This is a genomic window from Armatimonadota bacterium (assembly GCA_016789105.1).
Classification (GTDB): domain Bacteria; phylum Armatimonadota; class Fimbriimonadia; order Fimbriimonadales; family Fimbriimonadaceae; genus UphvI-Ar2.
Map to the genome: position 1 here is coordinate 451,819 of JAEURN010000008.1, position 16,741 is coordinate 468,559.

Annotated in this window: 18 protein-coding genes; 9 read left to right on the forward strand and 9 right to left on the reverse strand. The window is 59.8% G+C overall.

All coding sequences use genetic code 11. From position 1 onward, the window contains the following. Positions 1-4: 4 nt before the first annotated feature. Both JNM28_10735 and JNM28_10740 read left to right on the forward strand, forming a co-directional pair. Positions 5-796, forward strand: a complete 792-nt coding sequence (locus tag JNM28_10735) for a hypothetical protein (GenBank protein MBL8068916.1) — start codon at positions 5-7, stop codon at positions 794-796. After that, positions 789-1,871: a hypothetical protein gene (locus tag JNM28_10740; protein ID MBL8068917.1), complete on the forward strand. Its 1,083-nt coding sequence runs from the start codon at positions 789-791 to the stop codon at positions 1,869-1,871. Before JNM28_10735 ends, JNM28_10740 begins: the two co-directional genes overlap by 8 nt. Here JNM28_10740 and JNM28_10745 read toward each other — a convergent pair. Then, positions 1,868-2,560, reverse strand: coding sequence for a hypothetical protein (locus tag JNM28_10745; GenBank protein MBL8068918.1), 693 nt, complete (start codon positions 2,558-2,560; stop codon positions 1,868-1,870). The two genes, JNM28_10740 and JNM28_10745, sit on opposite strands and share 4 nt — an antisense overlap. Positions 2,561-2,741: 181 nt before the next feature. On the opposite strand from JNM28_10745, the gene JNM28_10750 reads away from it, so the two are divergent. The 3 genes from JNM28_10750 to JNM28_10760 all read left to right on the forward strand — a co-directional run bounded on the left by JNM28_10750 (position 2,742) and on the right by JNM28_10760 (position 7,024). Beyond that, a complete protein-coding gene (locus JNM28_10750; GenBank protein MBL8068919.1) occupies positions 2,742-3,869 on the forward strand; it encodes a GntR family transcriptional regulator in 1,128 nt (375 codons plus the stop codon). 12 nt (positions 3,870-3,881) lie between these two features. Next, a complete protein-coding gene (locus JNM28_10755; protein MBL8068920.1) occupies positions 3,882-5,120 on the forward strand; it encodes a PQQ-dependent sugar dehydrogenase in 1,239 nt (412 codons plus the stop codon). Positions 5,121-5,437: 317 nt separating this feature from the next. After that, entirely contained in the window at positions 5,438-7,024 is a 1,587-nt protein-coding gene (locus tag JNM28_10760; protein ID MBL8068921.1) for a choice-of-anchor B family protein, read from the forward strand. Here JNM28_10760 and JNM28_10765 read toward each other — a convergent pair. Next, positions 7,002-8,219 carry a hypothetical protein gene (locus JNM28_10765; protein MBL8068922.1) on the reverse strand — a complete coding sequence of 406 codons (1,218 nt, stop codon included), beginning with the start codon at positions 8,217-8,219 and terminating at the stop codon, positions 7,002-7,004. The genes JNM28_10760 and JNM28_10765 overlap by 23 nt on opposite strands. A gap of 43 nt (positions 8,220-8,262) precedes the next feature. Here JNM28_10765 and JNM28_10770 point away from each other — a divergent pair, with 43 nt between their 5' ends. From JNM28_10770 to yaaA, 3 genes are all read left to right on the forward strand, one after another. Continuing rightward, on the forward strand, positions 8,263-8,820 hold the full coding sequence (locus JNM28_10770; GenBank protein ID MBL8068923.1) for a redoxin domain-containing protein: 558 nt from the start codon (positions 8,263-8,265) through the stop codon (positions 8,818-8,820). A 114-nt stretch (positions 8,821-8,934) separates the two neighbouring features. Further along, positions 8,935-9,546, forward strand: coding sequence for an AhpC/TSA family protein (locus JNM28_10775; GenBank protein MBL8068924.1), 612 nt, complete (start codon positions 8,935-8,937; stop codon positions 9,544-9,546). An 80-nt stretch (positions 9,547-9,626) separates the two neighbouring features. Beyond that, positions 9,627-9,845, forward strand: a complete 219-nt coding sequence (yaaA, locus tag JNM28_10780; GenBank protein ID MBL8068925.1) for a S4 domain-containing protein YaaA — start codon at positions 9,627-9,629, stop codon at positions 9,843-9,845. Here yaaA and JNM28_10785 read toward each other — a convergent pair. Genes JNM28_10785 through JNM28_10805 form a run of 5 tightly spaced genes read right to left on the reverse strand, consistent with a single transcriptional unit; the run spans position 9,829 to position 13,657 of the window. After that, positions 9,829-11,010 carry a sigma-70 family RNA polymerase sigma factor gene (locus JNM28_10785; protein ID MBL8068926.1) on the reverse strand — a complete coding sequence of 394 codons (1,182 nt, stop codon included), beginning with the start codon at positions 11,008-11,010 and terminating at the stop codon, positions 9,829-9,831. The genes yaaA and JNM28_10785 overlap by 17 nt on opposite strands. Next, a complete protein-coding gene (locus JNM28_10790; protein ID MBL8068927.1) occupies positions 11,007-11,381 on the reverse strand; it encodes a hypothetical protein in 375 nt (124 codons plus the stop codon). Before JNM28_10790 ends, JNM28_10785 begins: the two co-directional genes overlap by 4 nt. Positions 11,382-11,441: 60 nt before the next feature. Further along, entirely contained in the window at positions 11,442-11,804 is a 363-nt protein-coding gene (locus JNM28_10795; protein MBL8068928.1) for a hypothetical protein, read from the reverse strand. Positions 11,805-11,827: 23 nt separating this feature from the next. Further along, positions 11,828-12,385, reverse strand: coding sequence for a hypothetical protein (locus JNM28_10800; protein ID MBL8068929.1), 558 nt, complete (start codon positions 12,383-12,385; stop codon positions 11,828-11,830). 9 nt (positions 12,386-12,394) lie between these two features. Continuing rightward, the gene (locus JNM28_10805) at positions 12,395-13,657 is read right to left on the reverse strand and encodes an MFS transporter (GenBank protein MBL8068930.1); all 1,263 of its coding nucleotides are present in this window, start codon (positions 13,655-13,657) and stop codon (positions 12,395-12,397) included. 58 nt (positions 13,658-13,715) lie between these two features. Here JNM28_10805 and JNM28_10810 point away from each other — a divergent pair, with 58 nt between their 5' ends. Continuing rightward, positions 13,716-14,840 carry a hypothetical protein gene (locus tag JNM28_10810; protein MBL8068931.1) on the forward strand — a complete coding sequence of 375 codons (1,125 nt, stop codon included), beginning with the start codon at positions 13,716-13,718 and terminating at the stop codon, positions 14,838-14,840. Here JNM28_10810 and cax read toward each other — a convergent pair. Next, positions 14,837-15,901, reverse strand: a complete 1,065-nt coding sequence (cax, locus tag JNM28_10815) for a calcium/proton exchanger (protein ID MBL8068932.1) — start codon at positions 15,899-15,901, stop codon at positions 14,837-14,839. The genes JNM28_10810 and cax overlap by 4 nt on opposite strands. A gap of 86 nt (positions 15,902-15,987) precedes the next feature. Beyond that, entirely contained in the window at positions 15,988-16,716 is a 729-nt protein-coding gene (locus JNM28_10820) for a DUF1080 domain-containing protein (GenBank protein ID MBL8068933.1), read from the reverse strand. Positions 16,717-16,741 lie beyond the last annotated feature (25 nt).

Below are 16,741 nucleotides of genomic sequence, written 5' to 3' on the forward strand. Positions count from 1 at the left end.
GGGCATGGTGATCAAGGTCCTGGAAATTCTCGGTTTGCGGGCGTTGCACCTGTTCACTTGCCGGGTAACCGGGGAAGACGCCTTGCCTTCGATTGCCGATGCCCCAACTTGTGACCGGTTTTCTGCCGAAGAAGTCGCAGAGATGCGCGCCGGCACGCGCTACTTTGGCCGTGCCAATTTTTGGCGGATGGTTTTCCACCTGCCAATCCTGCTGATGCTGCTCAAATTCAACGGGGGATGGGTGACCGGCATCTTTGCCGCTTTGATCGCCCTGCACACGGCCTTGCTGGCCATGGAGGCCTACAAAGCCGCCGTGCTCCAACACATCAAAGGAGTCGAAGGCCGCCCCAAAAGTACCGAGGTCGTCAAAAGCGAAGTGTGGGGCGAATGGTACTTTGCCCCCAAAAAGTGGGAAACCGAGACCTTCTACCGGATCACCGGCGGGTTTTGGTTCAAGATCCTGGTCGAATTCGTCATCGACCGCCTCAGATTGACTAAGGAAGAACGGGAAGCCGGGAAGACGGTCGAATACGTCGGGTCGGGAATGGCCGAAGTCGTGCGGTTCGAAAACGGGTCGCGGGTCAGCGAGTGCGTCCATTTGACCATGGCCGCCATCGACCTTTTGCCGATCTGGTTCGCGGCTAGCCACAAACTCTGGCTCGCGATCCCCTATACCGTTTTCGTCCTCTGGGGGGATTTCGGGTGTGCCGTCTTGCAAAGGCTCAACCGGTGGCGGATCTGGACGCTGATCAAACGGGCGCGCAAACTGGAGGCAAGGCAACAACCGGATGGGTGAACCCAGGCTGTTGATCTTGAGCGCCTCCACGGGCAACGGGCACATGTCTGCCGCCTATGCCGTGGAAGCCGAAGCCCATTCCGCCGGGCTTGCCGCTGAAGTGGTAGACGTGCTCGATTTCACGCCGCCGGGGTTCACGATGTGGTACCGGGGCGGATACGAAAAATTGGTCAAGGATCGGCCCAAAATGTGGGGCCACCTTTATAAGACTTCCGACCGCCCGCTCTTCAATTTCGGCTTCCAAACCGGTTTGGATTACGTGTTCACCCGGGGCATCCGGGAGGCGGTGGAACGTTTCCGGCCCGATTGGGTGGTTTGCACCCACAGCCTGCCCCAGCCCCGGCTGGTCCCGCTCCGGAGGGAGTTCGGGTTCCGGATCGGCATTGTCGTCACCGACCTTTACGTCCACCGGATGTGGCTGCGCGGGCGGCCAGATTACTTTTTCGTGCCGCAAGAGTGGTCACGCAAAGTGCTGATCCGCCGACTCCCCCGCATCGGTCGGCATTCCGCCGTCACCGGCATCCCAATCCACCCCGTTTTTGCCGAGCACACGCATTCCCGATCCTGGTCCGGGGAAAAGACCGCAATCGTTTCCAGCGGCGGGATCGGCGGCGGCCCGCTGGAAGGCGCGGTCCGGGCTTTGCGCACCACCGGATGGAAGGCGAAGGTCGTCACGGGGCGCAACGAGGCCCTCAAACACGAAATGGAAAGGGCCTTTGCCAACGACCAGGGCGTTGCCATCTTGGGGCTGGTCGACCATGTGACGATGGCCGGGCTCATGCAGTCGAGCCACCTCATCGTTTCAAAGCCGGGCGGGTTGACGACTTTTGAAAGCCTGGCGAGCGGGATCCCGTTCATGGTCTACCAACCGTTCCTCATTCCCGGGCAGGAGGAAGGGAACGCCCGGTTCCTGGCCGATTGCGGGGCCGGGGTCATCGTCCGGCAAGAAAACGCCATCGCACCAACGCTGCAAGCGCTGACCGACGAAAAGCTGGCGCAAATGTCGCAAGCGGCCTTGGGCCAGGCCCTTCCCCATGCAGCGAGGGACATCGTCGCCCACCTTCAAAAACTCTAATTGCCGACGCAGATTTCCCGGTATTTGGCCGCCAACGTATATCCGTGGCGGTCAAAAAAGTCGCCCATCAACCGGACGAACGTGCCCCCGACAAACAAGAACTCGATTACCATGATCAGGGCCCCCGCCGGGGTGTTTTTGGCCAACATCGGGTTGATCCACTCCAATAGCAAATACAACGGCGAGAGAATCACGTAATTCATCAGTGAAAATCCGATGGCTATCGGCAGAGAAGCCCGGTGCACCGGCACCATGTCGCGCTGCAAGGCCAGGAAGCGCCCCCCGGGGGTCTCGGCGACCGAACGGTAAATGGGCTTGTTGTCGAACCACCAGCCGATCTGGAATGCCACCGCCGTAAACGTGAAACAAAGCGGCGGCGTGGCGTATAGCCCTAACAGCCCGTTGCCGAACCGGTATTGCAAAAACCCCCCGGCCATGATGCCGAGCAGGTTTGTCCAGCCGGTGGCAAAGAAAACCCCCATCAGCTTTCCTCGGAAAATGTCGGGCAACTCTTCTTCGGTCGCTTGGCCGTCGTGGAGGGCCTTGCGCCGCTCCAGGGCCGACTTGGTCGCCGAGATGTCCTCTTTGAGCCTTCGGATGTGGTACCGGATGCTAAAAAGATCCCTGAGCCCAGCCAACAGAGGCTTCCTGCCGGGTGCGGACATCTGCGTTTGCTCAGGAGGGGGCATCGTCGGCATAAGGTTGGCGGCCAGGCAAGCCAGGATACCTGGCACCTTCAGTACGCCCCTGTTCAGACTGGCGTGGCACCAACCGTGGGACCTTGTGTTATGATGTTTCGCAGAACAGTTGGCAAACGCCCTCCCTCCCCGCACGGCACGCAGGAGCAAATCGGCCTCCGTGGCCGGAGATTTGGAAAAACTCGCACGCAGCCTTGGCCCCGGGGCCAGGCTCCCATCGGTGCGCGAACTTTGCTCAAGCCTCAAAATCTCCTTGGCGACCCTGAGCACCGCCCTCCGGTCATTGGAGGCCAAAGGCGTCATCGTCCGCCGGCATGGCAGCGGCATCTATGTCACGTCGCGGGTCGCCATCCCACGCGTGGCCATCCTGGCCAGCGCTACCCAGTTCCTCGTCGGCGGGTCGCCCGTTTGGGGCCTGCTTGTCGGCGAACTCCTCAAGGGGTTCCGGGAAAAGGGGTTCGAAGCCAGCTTTTACTTGGCCCAGCCGGCCGACGAGGCCGCCAAGACCTTTTTGATCCCGCCCGAATTTGAATTGGCCTTAGGCCAGGGCCGGGTCGACGGCATCGTGACCGTCGGCATGGACGAAAACTCGGTCGAGTACCTCATGGAAGCCGGGTTGAGCCCCGTCTCGTTCGCAGGCCCGGGGAGCATCAACTGTCGCATGGATGTGGCGGCCCTGGCTGGGGAACTCGCAGGATCCCTGGTCGGGGAGGGCCGCAAATCCGCCATGGTTGTCGGGTGCCACCACCCGAGCATGTATGAATCCGTCAAGGCCGAACTGGAATCCGCTGGATTGGAAGTCTGGCCGAGCCGGGAGGGGATTTGGGCCGAACGCAGCCTCACCGACCGAATGGCAACCCCGTTTATGCACGTCGGTCAAGAATTTGCCGGGGAATTCCTTGGCCTTGTTGAAAGAGGGGACGCCCCCGATGCCCTCTTCATCATGGACGACATCTTTGCGCACGGCTTCTTGATGTTGTGGGCAAACGGGCCCGGCAGGGATTCGGTCGCGTTGGCCTGCCTCACCAACAAAGAACTGCACATGTTCGACGGCTGGGGAATCGGGTTGGGGCTGATGGAAGTGTCGGTGCAATTGTTCACCAAGGCGATGGTGGAAGCGGTAGCGGAAGGTTTGGCTCACCCCGATGCCGATTGCGGGGAGCGGGCCAGGGCCGTAGCCAAACGGATGGGTGGGGCGGCGGCTGGAGTCGTCGAAGACGCGCCCGGGCGGTACACGTTGCTGCTCAAGGGGCGAACACAATTTGTTGGGCGTCCCACACTCAAGATTGGAGTAACTTAAAAGAGAGGCCCTATGCACCCAACGATGAAGATCGGGATCGTCCCTGTAGCCGTCACTGCGCTCGCCGGAGGCGGCTTTGCCCTGTTTGGCGGAGGGGCTTTGCCAAAAGCCCAGCCCGTCGCAGAGCTGCCGGCAAATCCGGTTGCCGGAGTACAAACGCAAAAAGTCCAGGCAACCGGCGTCCCAACTCCGGAAACCGGCTGGCGTGAAGAAGTCCTGATGAAGGGTTTCAACGTGCCTTGGGGCATGGCGTTTTTGCCCGACGGAAAACTCCTTGTGACCGAGCGGGCAGGCCAGCTCTACCTGGTAGACCTCAAAGCCAACAGCAAAACCGAAGTGCCCGGCTTGCCCCCCATCCCCGAAATCGGCCAGGGTGGGCTGATGGATGTGGCCTTGCACCCCAACTTTGCCAAGAACCGCTGGGTCTATTTCACGGCCGCGCAAGGCAACGGCAGCGGCAACCACTCTGTTCTAATGAGGGGGACGTTCGACGGCGCCAAGATCAGCGACGCGAAAATTTTGTTCACCCCGAACTTCGATAAGCCCGGCGGGCAACACTTCGGATCGCGGATCCAGTTCCTCAAAGACGGCACGCTGCTCATGACCCTGGGCGATGGCGGCAACCCGCCGAACGCTATGAACGGCAAGCTCACCCGGTACTACGTCCAGGACATGGATTCCGATCTGGGCAAGATCCTGCGGCTCGATGAAAAAGGCAACCCCCCCAAAGACAACCCCTTTGCCGGACAAGCAGGAGCCCAGCCGGAAATCTACACCTTGGGGCACCGTAACGTACAAGGGATCACAATGGATCCCGCGACCGGCCGCGTCTTTGCCAACGAACATGGGGCGTTTGGGGGTGACGAAGTCAACGAAATCAAAAAGGGCCACAACTACGGCTGGCCAAAAGCGACATTCAGCAAGGAATACTCTGGCGCAACGATCACCGATATCACCTCGATGCCGGGAATGGACGACCCGCTCGTCGCTTGGACCCCGTGCCCCGCGCCAAGTGCCATTGCCTTCCTTTCAAGCGGGAAATATGGCGATTGGAAAGGCGACCTGTTCAGTGCCGGGCTTGCCGGGATGGACATCCGTCGGATCGACTTAGATAGCGCCGGAAAGGTGCAAGGCATGACGCGTTTGGAGATCAAAGACCGGGTCCGCAATGTGATCCAAGGGCCGGACGGGTTCCTCTACATTGCGATGGAAGGCAAAAACGGCCGGATTTCCCGCCTGATGCGGGACTGAGGCGTGCCCGGATCGCTCACCGCCGACGGTTGAACTAATGGCTCGGGACGCAGTGGCCACGGAAAACCCCGCGGCCACACCTTTTGTCAAGCCCAGGTCCGTATTCTTTATTTGGGGACGGCACCTTCTGAACTGGAGCGTGGGAACGACCCTCGGTAGCCCCCCAAGGCCGGAAAACCGCAATTTCTACCGGGTTCTCAGTGAACAATCAATAGCAATCGCCTCTGAAGTGAATATTATTGCAAAATAACGGGGCATTTCAGCTCTTGTGTGATAGCATAAGGGGACATCTTTGGCGATTTGCCGGAGTGACCATCATGCCTGCTCCAACACTTCACAAACTCGGAATCCTGGCCTTGGCTTTGGCCATAGCCGGGACCGCATCGGCCCAATTCGGCGACAAGGTCGTCGAACTCAGCCATATCACGCTCGCCCAACTCAGTGCCAGCTCAGGCAATGACTGCTGGGGCTATGTCAGCCCCTCTGGGCGCGAATATGCCCTGATGGGGTGCAACAACAAAGTCGCGGTCATCGAAATCACCAACCCGACTAACCCGGTGATCGTCAAAACGATTCCGCACAGCAGCAGCACTTGGTGCGACATCAAAACCTACGGCCACTACGCCTATGCGGTCACCGAGACGTCCGGAACGGGGATCCAGGTCATCGACCTGGGTGATGTCGACAACGGCAATGTCACGCTGGTGCAAACTCTCACGAGCCCGAGCCGAACCCACAACATCCATGTCGATACCGTCAATGGGTTCCTTTATACGTGCGGGTCAAACGGGGGGACGGGCACCACGATGTGCTTCAGCCTGGCCAACCCCGCCGCTCCGGTGCGGGTCGGCCCGAATTCGATGACCACCAACTACCACCACGACGGACAGTTGGTCAGTTACACCACCGGGCCGCTGGCCGGCCACCAGATTTGGTATGGGTTCAGCGAAGGGCGCGGGGTCGATGTCTACGACTTCACCGACAAGAACAACCCGGTGATGATTAAGCGGATCGTCTACCCGAACATGAATTACTGCCACCAGGGGTGGATCAGCGAAGATTTGAAGTACCTGTACGTCGATGACGAACTCGACGAAACTGGGATCGGCGTCGCCACCCGCTCGTTGGTCTTCAATGTTGAAGACCCGGTCAACGGCTTCTTTGTCGGGACATTTTCGACCGGGCTCCCCTCCATCGACCACAACCAATACACCGACGACGGCTTTTCGTTCCAGGCCAACTACCGCAGTGGGCTGCGGATCTTTGACCGGATGGCCGACCCCACCGCCCCGGTGGCCGTCGGGTTCTATGACACCTATCCAGCGGACAACAACGCCAACTTCGACGGGGCTTGGAGCACGTATCCCTACTTCCCGAGCGGCCGCATCATCATCAGCGACATCAACTCCGGGTTCTACGTCGTCGACGCCACTCAGGCCCTGACCCGGCTGCAATACGCCGATTCTGGGGCGATGGCCGGCGGGACACTAGTTTCCGGCTCGTTTGCCGATCTCCGGGTCGCTGACGGGGTCGGAATGAAAATGCGGTACAGCACGTCGGGCACACCGGACGGGTTCCCCATCGGGATCGACCTCGATACCCATACGTTCGACACGCATCCTGACAAGGTCAAAGTGACCGTTGTCTCCCAAGGCAACTTCCCAGGATACAGCCAAGTTTTGGAAGTGTTCGACTTCGCCCACAACGTCTGGGTCAGGTTCGACCAATGGCAATTGGGGATTTCCTCGACGACGAGGACGTTTGAAATCACGGCCAATACGTCCGACTTCATCCAACCTGGTTCGAACACGCTCCGGCTCGGGGTTCGGTACCAGTCCGACATCCGGCAGTCTGCCAAGCTCACGGCCACCTTGGATCAGGTCAAGTTCGAGGTCTTGCGCTAGTCACCGTACGGGGCCGGGCGATGAGGATGTGCATCCGGCACACTTCGTCGTACGGCCCCGTTCCGTATCGGACGGTGGTCGGATCCCGCTTCTCGTTCATCTGGCACCGCTCATCGTTGAAATAGGTGAACCTGAATTGCAGGTTCGTTCCTGCCGGTGCGGCAACAGGCTTGGGGAAAACGTAACTCCCCAACCAAAAGGGGTCCCACTTTGGAACCGAAAGGAGGTTCTGTGCCGGGCGGCCAGGAACTTGGATCGAATTCGACTGCGAACCGCAATAGAACCGTGCTTGCGGGATCAGCCCGAGGATCTCGCTGTCTTCGCCTATTTTTTTGGTCAAGCTGATAGTCGGCGACGTGTCCGGCTTAATCTCAAAGCCCTTGTCTTCAAGAGAGACGACTTGGAGATCCTTGGCCGGGGCGCTCTCCGCCACCTTCAAGCCCAGCAAGAACCCGCCCGATTCTGGGCGGCCGGAAGGCTGGTATTTGGCCAGCACCAAAATCCGGGAGCCGGTCGGCAAGTTCAGCGCCGTGTCATCCGGGAGCCGCCACACGGGGTAGCCCGGCGACCAATTGCCAACCGGGGTCAAACCTTCGGCAAAGACATTTGCCGGCGAGCCGTCAGCGGGGGGTTCCACCCCCGGAGGGATCAAATAGAACTGGGCTGAACGCAAAACCCGCGGCTTTTCTGGAACCAGCCACATCGCTTGGATGGGCATTTCGCGATCCGGCAACCTGATGGTTTGGGCCCGCCAATATTGAACGCCCTCGGCCGCGACGGCAACTTCGGGGCTCGCGATGGTGAGGCCCGGCCCCACTTCGGCCGGTTTGCGGTTCAGGGGCAATTCAAGGGTCGGCCCTTCGGGCGCCCCCGCGTCGTAAAACTGTTGGAACGCCAAAATTTCCCGGTCGGTCAACTGCGGATTTTCGGCCAAAACGGCAAAGTCGGATTCTGCCGATGTGGGCGGCATGTTGCGGGAAAGGACTTGAATCCGGATGAGTTCCAAGTTCCGCTTAAAGTTGCGGTACGTTGTGAAGTCGAACGGGCCAATCCCCGCTTTTTGGTGGCAGGGCAGGCACTTTTCCACGACGACCGGGGCGATGTCGTCCCGGAAAGTCGGGGGGGCGGGCGCGAAGGCTGCCAAACCGGCGACAACCAAGGAGAGCCCTCCAGGGATCCATGCCTTGGCGGCCATAGAGCGATTTTACCTGGGGCAAAGTTGTTGTAGACTCAAAGCGATGCTTCCCGTGATTTGCGCCTTTTGCGCGGTGACCTGTGCAGACGGCCTGCCTTCCACACCGGTCAGCCTAACTGGGGCCGCCGATTTGACCGGCAAACCAACAGCCCCGAACCCGGCTGCGGCAAAAGCCACGGTGCTCCTGTTCATCAGCCACGAATGTCCGATCGCGAACCGCTATGCGCCGGAGATCGCCAGAATCTATGCCGATTACAAAGACAGAAAGGCCGCGTTCTACCGGGTTTACATCGGCGCGATGGAGGATGCCGAACTCTATGCCGAACACGGGAAGGAATTCGGGCTGGCCATGCCCGGCTTGGTTGATTTCAACCTGAAACTCGCCAAATCAACCGGGGCGACCGTCACCCCAGAGGCTGTCGTTTTGGACAGCAAGGGCGTCATGCGGTACCGGGGGCGAATCGACGACCAGAATGTCGAACACGGCAAAATCCGGGAAGGGTATCGGAGGGATCTGAGGATCGCTTTGGACGAAATCTTGGCGGGGCAGCCGGTGAGCATGCCGACGACCGCCTCCGTCGGTTGCTTCATCCCGTTTTGACGGCCGGTTCGTGGCGGAGCCTGCCGCTGGCTGAGAGCATCGACAAGCGGTTCGCCCCAATTGCGGAACTTCCGCCGGCAATCGCGAATTCCTTCCGTTGTGATTCCCAGAACTGTGACAACAACTGTGGCCTGTGCGGCCGTTGCCTGCGCCTGCGCCATGACCGCTGACCAAGTCCCAACCCGACCCGAAGATGCCAAGCCGATCCCGGTGGGATCCAAAGTGCCGGATGTCAAAGTCATGGACCTTGAGGGCAAAGCCGTTTCGTTGAAGGCGATTGCCTCCAAGCCGACGGTCGTGGTGTTCTACCGGGGCGGGTGGTGCCCGTTCTGCAACCGCCACCTCTCTGATCTCCGCAATGCCGAAGCCGGCCTCAAGGAGATGGGATTCCAGCTCGTGGCGATTACCCCCGACCTGCCGGCAGAAATCACCAAGACAATGGGCAAGGACAAGCTGGATTACCTGATCTACTCGGACTCCTCGGCCGAAGCGATGAAGGCATTCGGAGTTGCGTTCACGTTGGATCCGGGCACCGTGGCCATGTACAAGGACAACTACAAAATCGACCTGGAAAAATCTTCGGGCCAAACCCACCACATCCTCCCCGTCCCCTCGGTTTTCATCACAAACGGCAAGGGCGAGGTCAAATTCGTCCACGCGAATCCGGACTACAAAGTGCGGCTCACGGCCGAAGAGGTCCTCCAGGCCGCCCGCAAGGCTATGTAACCCCGCAAACGCACGCGTTTGCACCTCTCCAGTCGGCTCCCGGCCCACAACCGGGGGCCATTATTTTGTATGCTCGTGCGGTGCCCCACTCGTTTGCCATTCACACGGAATTCATCACCCTGGGACAGTTGATCAAGGCGGTCGGTCTGATCTCCAATGGGGGCGAGGCCAAGCTCTTTTTGTCTGAAGCGGATGTGACCGTCAACGGCGAGCCTGACAACCGCCGGGGTCGCAAAATAAGGCCGGGGGATGAAGTCGTGGTCAACGGCGAATCCATCTCCGTCACTGCCCGGAGTTAGAAAGTTCCTCGGCCCGCTGTTCCAGGCTTTGACGGATTGGGTTGGATATGCTGAGCCCCACCGCCCTTCGATAGGCGGCGGCCCCGGCGACACGGTCGCCATCCAAAGCGCAAAAATGCCCGATCGCCGCATGGTATTGGGGGGTGCGGACAATCCTAGGCTCCCTTTTGAGGGCCGCGAGCGCCGCGAGACCGGCTTTGGGGCCGCGGCAGGTGCCCACCGCCACCGCATGCGCCAGTCGGGCCATCGGCGTGGGGAACGATTCGACCAGCAGTTCGTGCCAACGCAAGATTTCATGACTCCGGGCACCCGCCGCAACCGCGGCCGCCAAACCGGCTTCAACGTGGTAACGGCTGAGCCGGGGCGCGGCTTGCGCTTGCTCCAAGGCGGCAAAACCAGCACCGATATGGGATCGGTCGATCAAAGCCGGGTCTTGGTCGGCAAACAAGATCGGCAGGCCGTCGGCATCCAGCCGCGCCTTGATCCGGCTGGAATGGAAGTGCATCAGCGCCGATAGGGCATAGAGGTCGGGGAAGCGACCGCCGGCATGCCCGGCCAAAATGTCAGTCAGTCGCAACGCCTCGGCGGCCAATTCGGGCCGGAGGTAATACTGTCCCCGTTGGGCTTCGTAGCCTTCCGTGAACATCAAATACAAGGCCAGAAGGACAGACGGCATTGCCGTTGCGGGATCGGCCGGTTCCAGGTCTTGGGGGTCCAATTTGGATTTGGCCCTGGAAATTCGGCGCTGCACCGCTTCTTCGGATTCATGAAAAAGTCCGGCGATTTCCGCGGCCGTCAACCCGCCAAGCGTGCGCAAGATCAGGCAGACCTGCTCGCCCATTTTGAGCTTTGGCGAACACACCATGAAGTACAGCGCGAGCTCGTCGTCGGGGGCGGTTCCTTCTGCAACAAGGTCCTGGCTTGGCCAGGCTGTTTCGCGCCGGGTTTTGCGCAACTGGTCGATGAGCCGGCGTTCGGCTGCTTTGTGGAGCCACGCCTTGGGGTTTGAAGGCTGGCCCTGCATCGGCCAAGATTGCAGGGCCGCCACAAATGCCTCTTGCACGGCATCCAATGCCGGCTCCAAGCAATGTGGCCCGAACCTCCGCACCAGCGCTGCCGCGATTTGGGCATGGGTTTCACGGAAATCCGGGCCGTCAAGGGTCATCCGGGGTAGTCCATCTCTTCCCGCACTTCAACCCGGCTCCCAAAATGGAGTGCCGGGCAACCGCGGGCGACCTCGGTTGCTTCGGCCAAGTTTGCGGCCGTGAAGTAGTAAAAACCACCCACGACTTCTTTGGCAAAGACGTAAGGCCCGTCGGTCTGCTCGATTGTTCCGCCGGCAGGGCTCAGCGTGGTCCCGTGCATTGATAAGCCGGCATCGGCGATCAACCGGCCCTCTTGGATCAGCTTTTCGGTGTATGCGATGTAGCGGGCGGCCACGTCTTGCATGGCCGCCGCTTGTTCTTCTGGGGACATGGCCATCCATTTGCCCATCGCTTCGGTGTCGTTGAATATGGTGAGGAGGTATTTCTTCATCGGATTCCCGTGGATCATGACGGTTGGCGGATGCCGATGCCGACAGCCCGGACAAGGTTTTCAATCGCCATAATCCATTTGCTCCCGGACCTCGACCCGGCCCCCGGTTTCCAAAGCCGGACAATCCTTGGCAATGGACACGGCTTCGGCCAGGGAGCCGGCGGTGATGTAGAAAAACCCGCCGACCATTTCTTTGGCAAAGACATAGGGGCCGTCGGTGACTTCGAGTTTTCCTGCGGCCTTTGTCAGAACGGCTCCGTTGCGGCTCAGGCCCTCGGCGGCAACCAGCCGGCCCTCGTCCCGCAGTCGCTGGCTGTAATCCATGTACCGCTTGAGGTGGGCTTGCATTTCTTGGGGGTCCATGCGGGACCAAGCCTCTTCTGATTCTTGGCTCCCGAAAATGGTGATCAGGTAGTTCTTCATGGTCTTTCTCGGCGATGGTTCGCCTAGGGGTGACGCGGAGCCAGGCTCGGGGCCGACAAAAATCTGCTTTCCTGCCGCGGGGGGCCCGTGCGTTTTAGCCTTATCTCAAAAATCTTTTTGCGCGAGGCCCGATCGGTGACCGCCGATTCCACCCATTCGCCCTCTGGGGAGATCCGCAATGTGTAATAAACCGTCGTTTCGCCAAATTTCACCGACCAGTCCATGCCGTTTTGCGTGGGGTGGAGGTCGAATTGGTCTGACCATCCCGACTCGGATTGGATCCTCATTGTGTGTGCCTGCCGGGCGGTGTCGAACCAAATCATCGCCGCGATCGAATTCACCGGCTTCTTGACCCCGCTCGTTTCGATTTCGTACAGGGCGTTGTCGAACAGGGCGGTGCCGCCAGCCGCGGAACGGACATTTTCATACCCGTGGGCAACCGTGGGGGGATCGGTTTGGAAGTCGGTCAGGGTGCCTTCCCAATAGCCGATCATGAAGTCCAGCTTCGCCATTTCGCGCCGGGGGAGATCGGCCGCATTTTGGCCGGCATGGGCGAACAAGATGGCCGCGAGGAAGGTCATCCCTCCAGTCTACGCGGGACTGGCCCCCGATGGCACCGGATCATCCGTTTCCACAAAATCAAGGTCGCGCCCGTAGGTTTCCGGCAATCTCAGTACCGCCCAAACGGCTAAGACGAGAACGACCACCCCCGTAATCGCTGTCGCCCCCAAAATGCTCGTGGAAGGCGTGATGGCGTTCCGGAACAACGTCAAAGGGATCACCATCCCCCGGACAAAACTTGGCGCCGTGATCGCCACTGTCCCCCGGAGGTTGGTGCCGAATGTTTCACCCGCTGTCGTCACGAACACCGCCCAATAGCCAGCCCCCACCCCGGCAATGAACATCCGCCAATAGAATTGGTTGGAATCTTTGGTGAAAAAGATGGACGCGATCCCGACTGTCAGCAAGGCAAGGGCAATCAAGAACGATTTTTTCCGGCTCTTCAAAATTTGCGAGAGCCCGCCAAACACGACATCGCCGACGGTCAAACCAATGGCCCCGACCATGATCGCATCCGGAACCGAGATGGGGTTTTGAACCCCTAATGCCGCCTGGAGTTCTTTGGCGAACGTCATGAACATGGCGGCAAAAAACCAAACCGGGGCCCCGTTCAGGATCGTCGCCAAATAGCGGCTGGCCCGTTCCTTCGTCCTGAACAGGGCCAGAAATTCACCCCGCTTCACATCGGATCGATCTTTGACCCGCTCAAACATCCCTGATTCGAAAACCCCGATCCGAAGTAACAGCAAGGCGATTCCCATCCCGCCGCCGATCCAATAGCCGGTTTGCCAATGGAACACTTTGGCGAACATGGCGGCGGCAACTGATCCCGCGACCCCGCAAGTCGCCACCAAAGTCGTTGCCCAGCCGCGCGACTCCTTGGGGACCAGTTCGCTGACCAATGCGACCCCGGCCCCGAGCTCGCCCGCCAAACCCATGCCCGCCAAAAACCGGCAAGCCGCATAAAACGGGACGTTCATGGCAAAGCCGTTGGCGATGTTGGCGACGCTGTAAAGCAATATGCTGCCAAAGAGGACGGCCAGACGGCCCTTTTTGTCCGCGAGCATGCCAAAGGCCACTGCCCCCAAAATGAAGCCACCCATCTGGACGTTGAGCAAGAATTCCCCGACAGATTTCACTTGGGCCGCATCGGTGAACCCGATGGCATTGAGGCTCGGCACGCGCAGGGCCGAGTAGAGCCAAATATCGTAGACGTCCACGAAGTAGCCGAGCGCGGCCGCCACGATCACGAGCGCGGTTCCGGATTTTGATGCGGTCGGCGTTGAGCGCATGTGATGTTTCCAGACGGGATTTTGCCGCATTCGCCGCCCCCCGATATACTGGTGTGCAATGGTTGGCGCGATTTTCTTGGCCTGGCTCAATACGGCGAACCCGATGGCCGAACCCGCCAAACTGGAAGAATATGGCCCCTACCGGGCCTTGGCGATCCAGGTCAACGGCAAAACGAAATATGCGTTGGTCGAACCCCTCAATTCCGAGAGCATGGCCCTCGGCGACCTCCAAGAGGAATTCGGTGGCAACCTAGAAGTCCGGTACGCGGGGCAGATTCGCGACTTTAAGGCTGGTGAAGCCTTCTTCCGGTCGAGCGACTTGGGGCGGACGCCGACCGACAAGAAAATCTCCATGGTATTGGGAGACGACTTCTTTGCCAACAAGCTGGTCGCCGCCGATTTTTGGAACGAAACGATTCAAATCCTCGAACCGGACAGTTCGACCGCGGCTTTGGAATGGTTGAAGGCCGGGTCTGGCGACGATGAGCCGACGGTTTTGCGCGTTCCGCTGGCCAAAAACGTTGACGGGCTTTGGCTCACCGACCAGTTCCGCGTCGACGGCGAAAAGTGGCCGCTCGCCCTTGAGCTTTTCAGTGTTCTGAGCGACCAATACTCGCCTTACGAACCGGCAAAATGGGCCGAGTTGTGGGAGCAGTTCGACGGATCCGGAATCCAAAAACGGGCTTTTTGGCGTATGGCTGAATTTGGCCGGCAACCTTTGCCATTCTTCATCGGGACATGGGCGCCGCAAGCCAAGGACATCCCGGGCCCAACTGGCACGTTCACCGCCCGGGACCTGGGTTGCCGCCGTGTCCTGCTCGACACGGCCCGGCATGAACTCTGGTACTTGCCAGCGGGCGAATTGGAGCAGGCGGCTTGCCTGCTCAGTAGCCAAGTTTTCCGGTTTCCAGTCAAAGTCGTGGGGCAGGAGCTCAAAGTGGGCCGGGTGCCACGGTTCGAAGACGGTTCTGGGGACGGGCTCTGCTCCGGGGGCACTGTACTTTCACTCGATACATACACCGGGGCCGAACTGGTGGCCGCCTTGATTGCGGGCGGCGAGAAGCGGCAAACCCTCCTCAAGGATCTTGTCCAACGATCCAAGCAGCGGCTGACGGTGGAAATCCTATGCCCCGATGGGCAAAAGAGGAAGATCTACGTCAACAGCCTTTTGGATGGTGCCTAACCCCACCAAAACGCCGATGCGATCAGCACATAGAGCCCGATCAGCGACGCCCCTTCCAGCCAGATGGCCTCCCCGTCAAAAACGATCCAGGCTGGGATGACGGCAGCCAAGATGAGGGCGACGAGCAGCATCGGCGGGAGCACCAAGGTCATCGGTGCCGTCCCGACAAAAAACGAGATCAGCACCAACAGCGGCACCAACATCAGCGCGATTTGCAAACTGGAGTTGAGGATTACGCTGAGCGCGTAGTCGGGTTTGTTTTTGAGGGCCAGTTGGATTCCCACCAAGTTTTCGATGGCGTTGCCGGCGATGGCCACCACCACGAGCCCGGTAAACGCCTGGCTCAAGCCCATCGCCTTGGTCGCCGGCTCCAGGGCGGCGACAAACCATTCCGAAACAAAAGCCGCCCCCAATCCCGCCAGGGCCAAAACGGCAATGGCAAAACCCACCGGCCATGTCGAGTGGGATTCTTTGGCGTCTTCAGGCGTGACCGCTTCGTTCCCCTTGAGGAAAAAGCTGAGGCTGCAGGCAAAGACGGCAAGCAACACCAGCGAGCAAACCAGGCTGAGGCTGGTTTCATGGGCTTCAGCCGGGGTGTGGAGTTCGTGCGCCAAAGTCGGCACGATGAGGGCGGCGCACGCAAGCAGCATCAACACGGCAATCATCCGCGGGGGGTCGCTAGGGAACTTGAGCAGCCCGTTCTTGCGCCCTCCCAAAAAGATGGCCAGACCCAAAACAAGCACCGAATTGGCGAGGATCGATCCGATCAAAGCCCCCTTGACAACATCCACCAGTCCCGCCTTCAGCGAGAAGATGCACACCATGAGCTCCGGGAGGTTGCCCAGGGCGCTTTGCAAAACCCCCGTCGCCCCGGCCGACATGCGGGAACCCAGGTGGTCGGTGGCGTGCCCGACCACCACCGCCAACAAACTCAGGGCGGCCGCAGCGCACAAAAAGGCGATGACTTCGTTGGTGCGGCCGTGGCTTAGGCCGGCGACAACACAAGCAGCGAGCGCCCCGCCCAGGATGGCTTTGTCTTTCGTGGTGACGGAACGGCTCATCGGTTTTCCATGGGGATTCTAGCGGATTGGGCGGAGCCCAAGCTGATTGATTCCGCCACTATCTGGCTACCGACGCAAATTGACATTCACAGCTTTTTTAGCTCGATGTTCCGGAACTCACAAGGGTGTGACTCCGATTGCAAAGAAATGGTGCCTTTCACGATGTCGAGCGTGTTCTTTTTCATCAGTTCCTTGGCATCCGCGTCGCCCGGGTCGTATTGGAGTTTTTCGTACCGGTACACCTCTTTGCCATTAACCCGGTGGATGATCTCCTTGCCGTTCACCTCAAGCTCGACCTTCACCCAGTTCTCACCTTCGATAGATGGGCCGTTGACCTCAGTCACATGGGGGGTAATGAGCTTGCCGTCTTTGATGAAGTTTGTGCCCGGGGAACAGACGTTGCCCGTCCCGCGGGTTTGACCGGCATCGGCACCGAGGAATTGGAACTCCGCACTCACGGGGAATTCTTGGTCGATACGCATCGTGGCGGGGTCTTGCCCCAGATACATGATGCCGCTGTTCTTGTATGCCCAACCGGCCCCGCCGGGGCATTGCTCGCCCACAAAACGGTATTCCAACCGGAGGATGAAGTGCCGCAACTCCGTGTTGTAGAACAGGTGGCCATATTGCCCGTCAAAGGCCTTGTACTGACTGTAGCCGACCACGATTTTCCCGTCTTGAACCCGGAACGTGTCCCCAAAATTCTCGCCGAGGGGGTGCTTGCAAATCTTCGGCGTCCAACCGGTGAGGTCTTTGCCGTTGAAGATCGGCTTGAAATCTTTTTGGGTTCCGAGGAGCAAGAGCGCGGCAATCATGGCGGTGTTGACGCCGAAGCGTCAC

Excerpts from the sequence above, each read along its gene's own strand:
- JNM28_10735 (MBL8068916.1), top strand. The coding sequence starts at position 5 with ATGGTGATCAAGGTCCTGGAAATTCTCGGTTTGCGGGCGTTGCACCTG.
- JNM28_10740 (MBL8068917.1), top strand. The coding sequence starts at position 789 with ATGGGTGAACCCAGGCTGTTGATCTTGAGCGCCTCCACGGGCAACGGG.
- JNM28_10745 (MBL8068918.1), bottom strand. The coding sequence starts at position 2,560 with ATGCCCCCTCCTGAGCAAACGCAGATGTCCGCACCCGGCAGGAAGCCT.
- JNM28_10755 (MBL8068920.1), top strand. The coding sequence starts at position 3,882 with ATGCACCCAACGATGAAGATCGGGATCGTCCCTGTAGCCGTCACTGCG.
- JNM28_10760 (MBL8068921.1), top strand. The coding sequence starts at position 5,438 with ATGCCTGCTCCAACACTTCACAAACTCGGAATCCTGGCCTTGGCTTTG.
- JNM28_10765 (MBL8068922.1), bottom strand. The coding sequence starts at position 8,219 with ATGGCCGCCAAGGCATGGATCCCTGGAGGGCTCTCCTTGGTTGTCGCC.
- JNM28_10770 (MBL8068923.1), top strand. The coding sequence starts at position 8,263 with ATGCTTCCCGTGATTTGCGCCTTTTGCGCGGTGACCTGTGCAGACGGC.
- JNM28_10785 (MBL8068926.1), bottom strand. The coding sequence starts at position 11,010 with ATGACCCTTGACGGCCCGGATTTCCGTGAAACCCATGCCCAAATCGCG.
- JNM28_10790 (MBL8068927.1), bottom strand. The coding sequence starts at position 11,381 with ATGAAGAAATACCTCCTCACCATATTCAACGACACCGAAGCGATGGGC.
- JNM28_10795 (MBL8068928.1), bottom strand. The coding sequence starts at position 11,804 with ATGAAGAACTACCTGATCACCATTTTCGGGAGCCAAGAATCAGAAGAG.
- JNM28_10800 (MBL8068929.1), bottom strand. The coding sequence starts at position 12,385 with ATGACCTTCCTCGCGGCCATCTTGTTCGCCCATGCCGGCCAAAATGCG.
- JNM28_10805 (MBL8068930.1), bottom strand. The coding sequence starts at position 13,657 with ATGCGCTCAACGCCGACCGCATCAAAATCCGGAACCGCGCTCGTGATC.
- JNM28_10810 (MBL8068931.1), top strand. The coding sequence starts at position 13,716 with ATGGTTGGCGCGATTTTCTTGGCCTGGCTCAATACGGCGAACCCGATG.
- cax (MBL8068932.1), bottom strand. The coding sequence starts at position 15,901 with ATGAGCCGTTCCGTCACCACGAAAGACAAAGCCATCCTGGGCGGGGCG.
- JNM28_10820 (MBL8068933.1), bottom strand. The coding sequence starts at position 16,716 with ATGATTGCCGCGCTCTTGCTCCTCGGAACCCAAAAAGATTTCAAGCCG.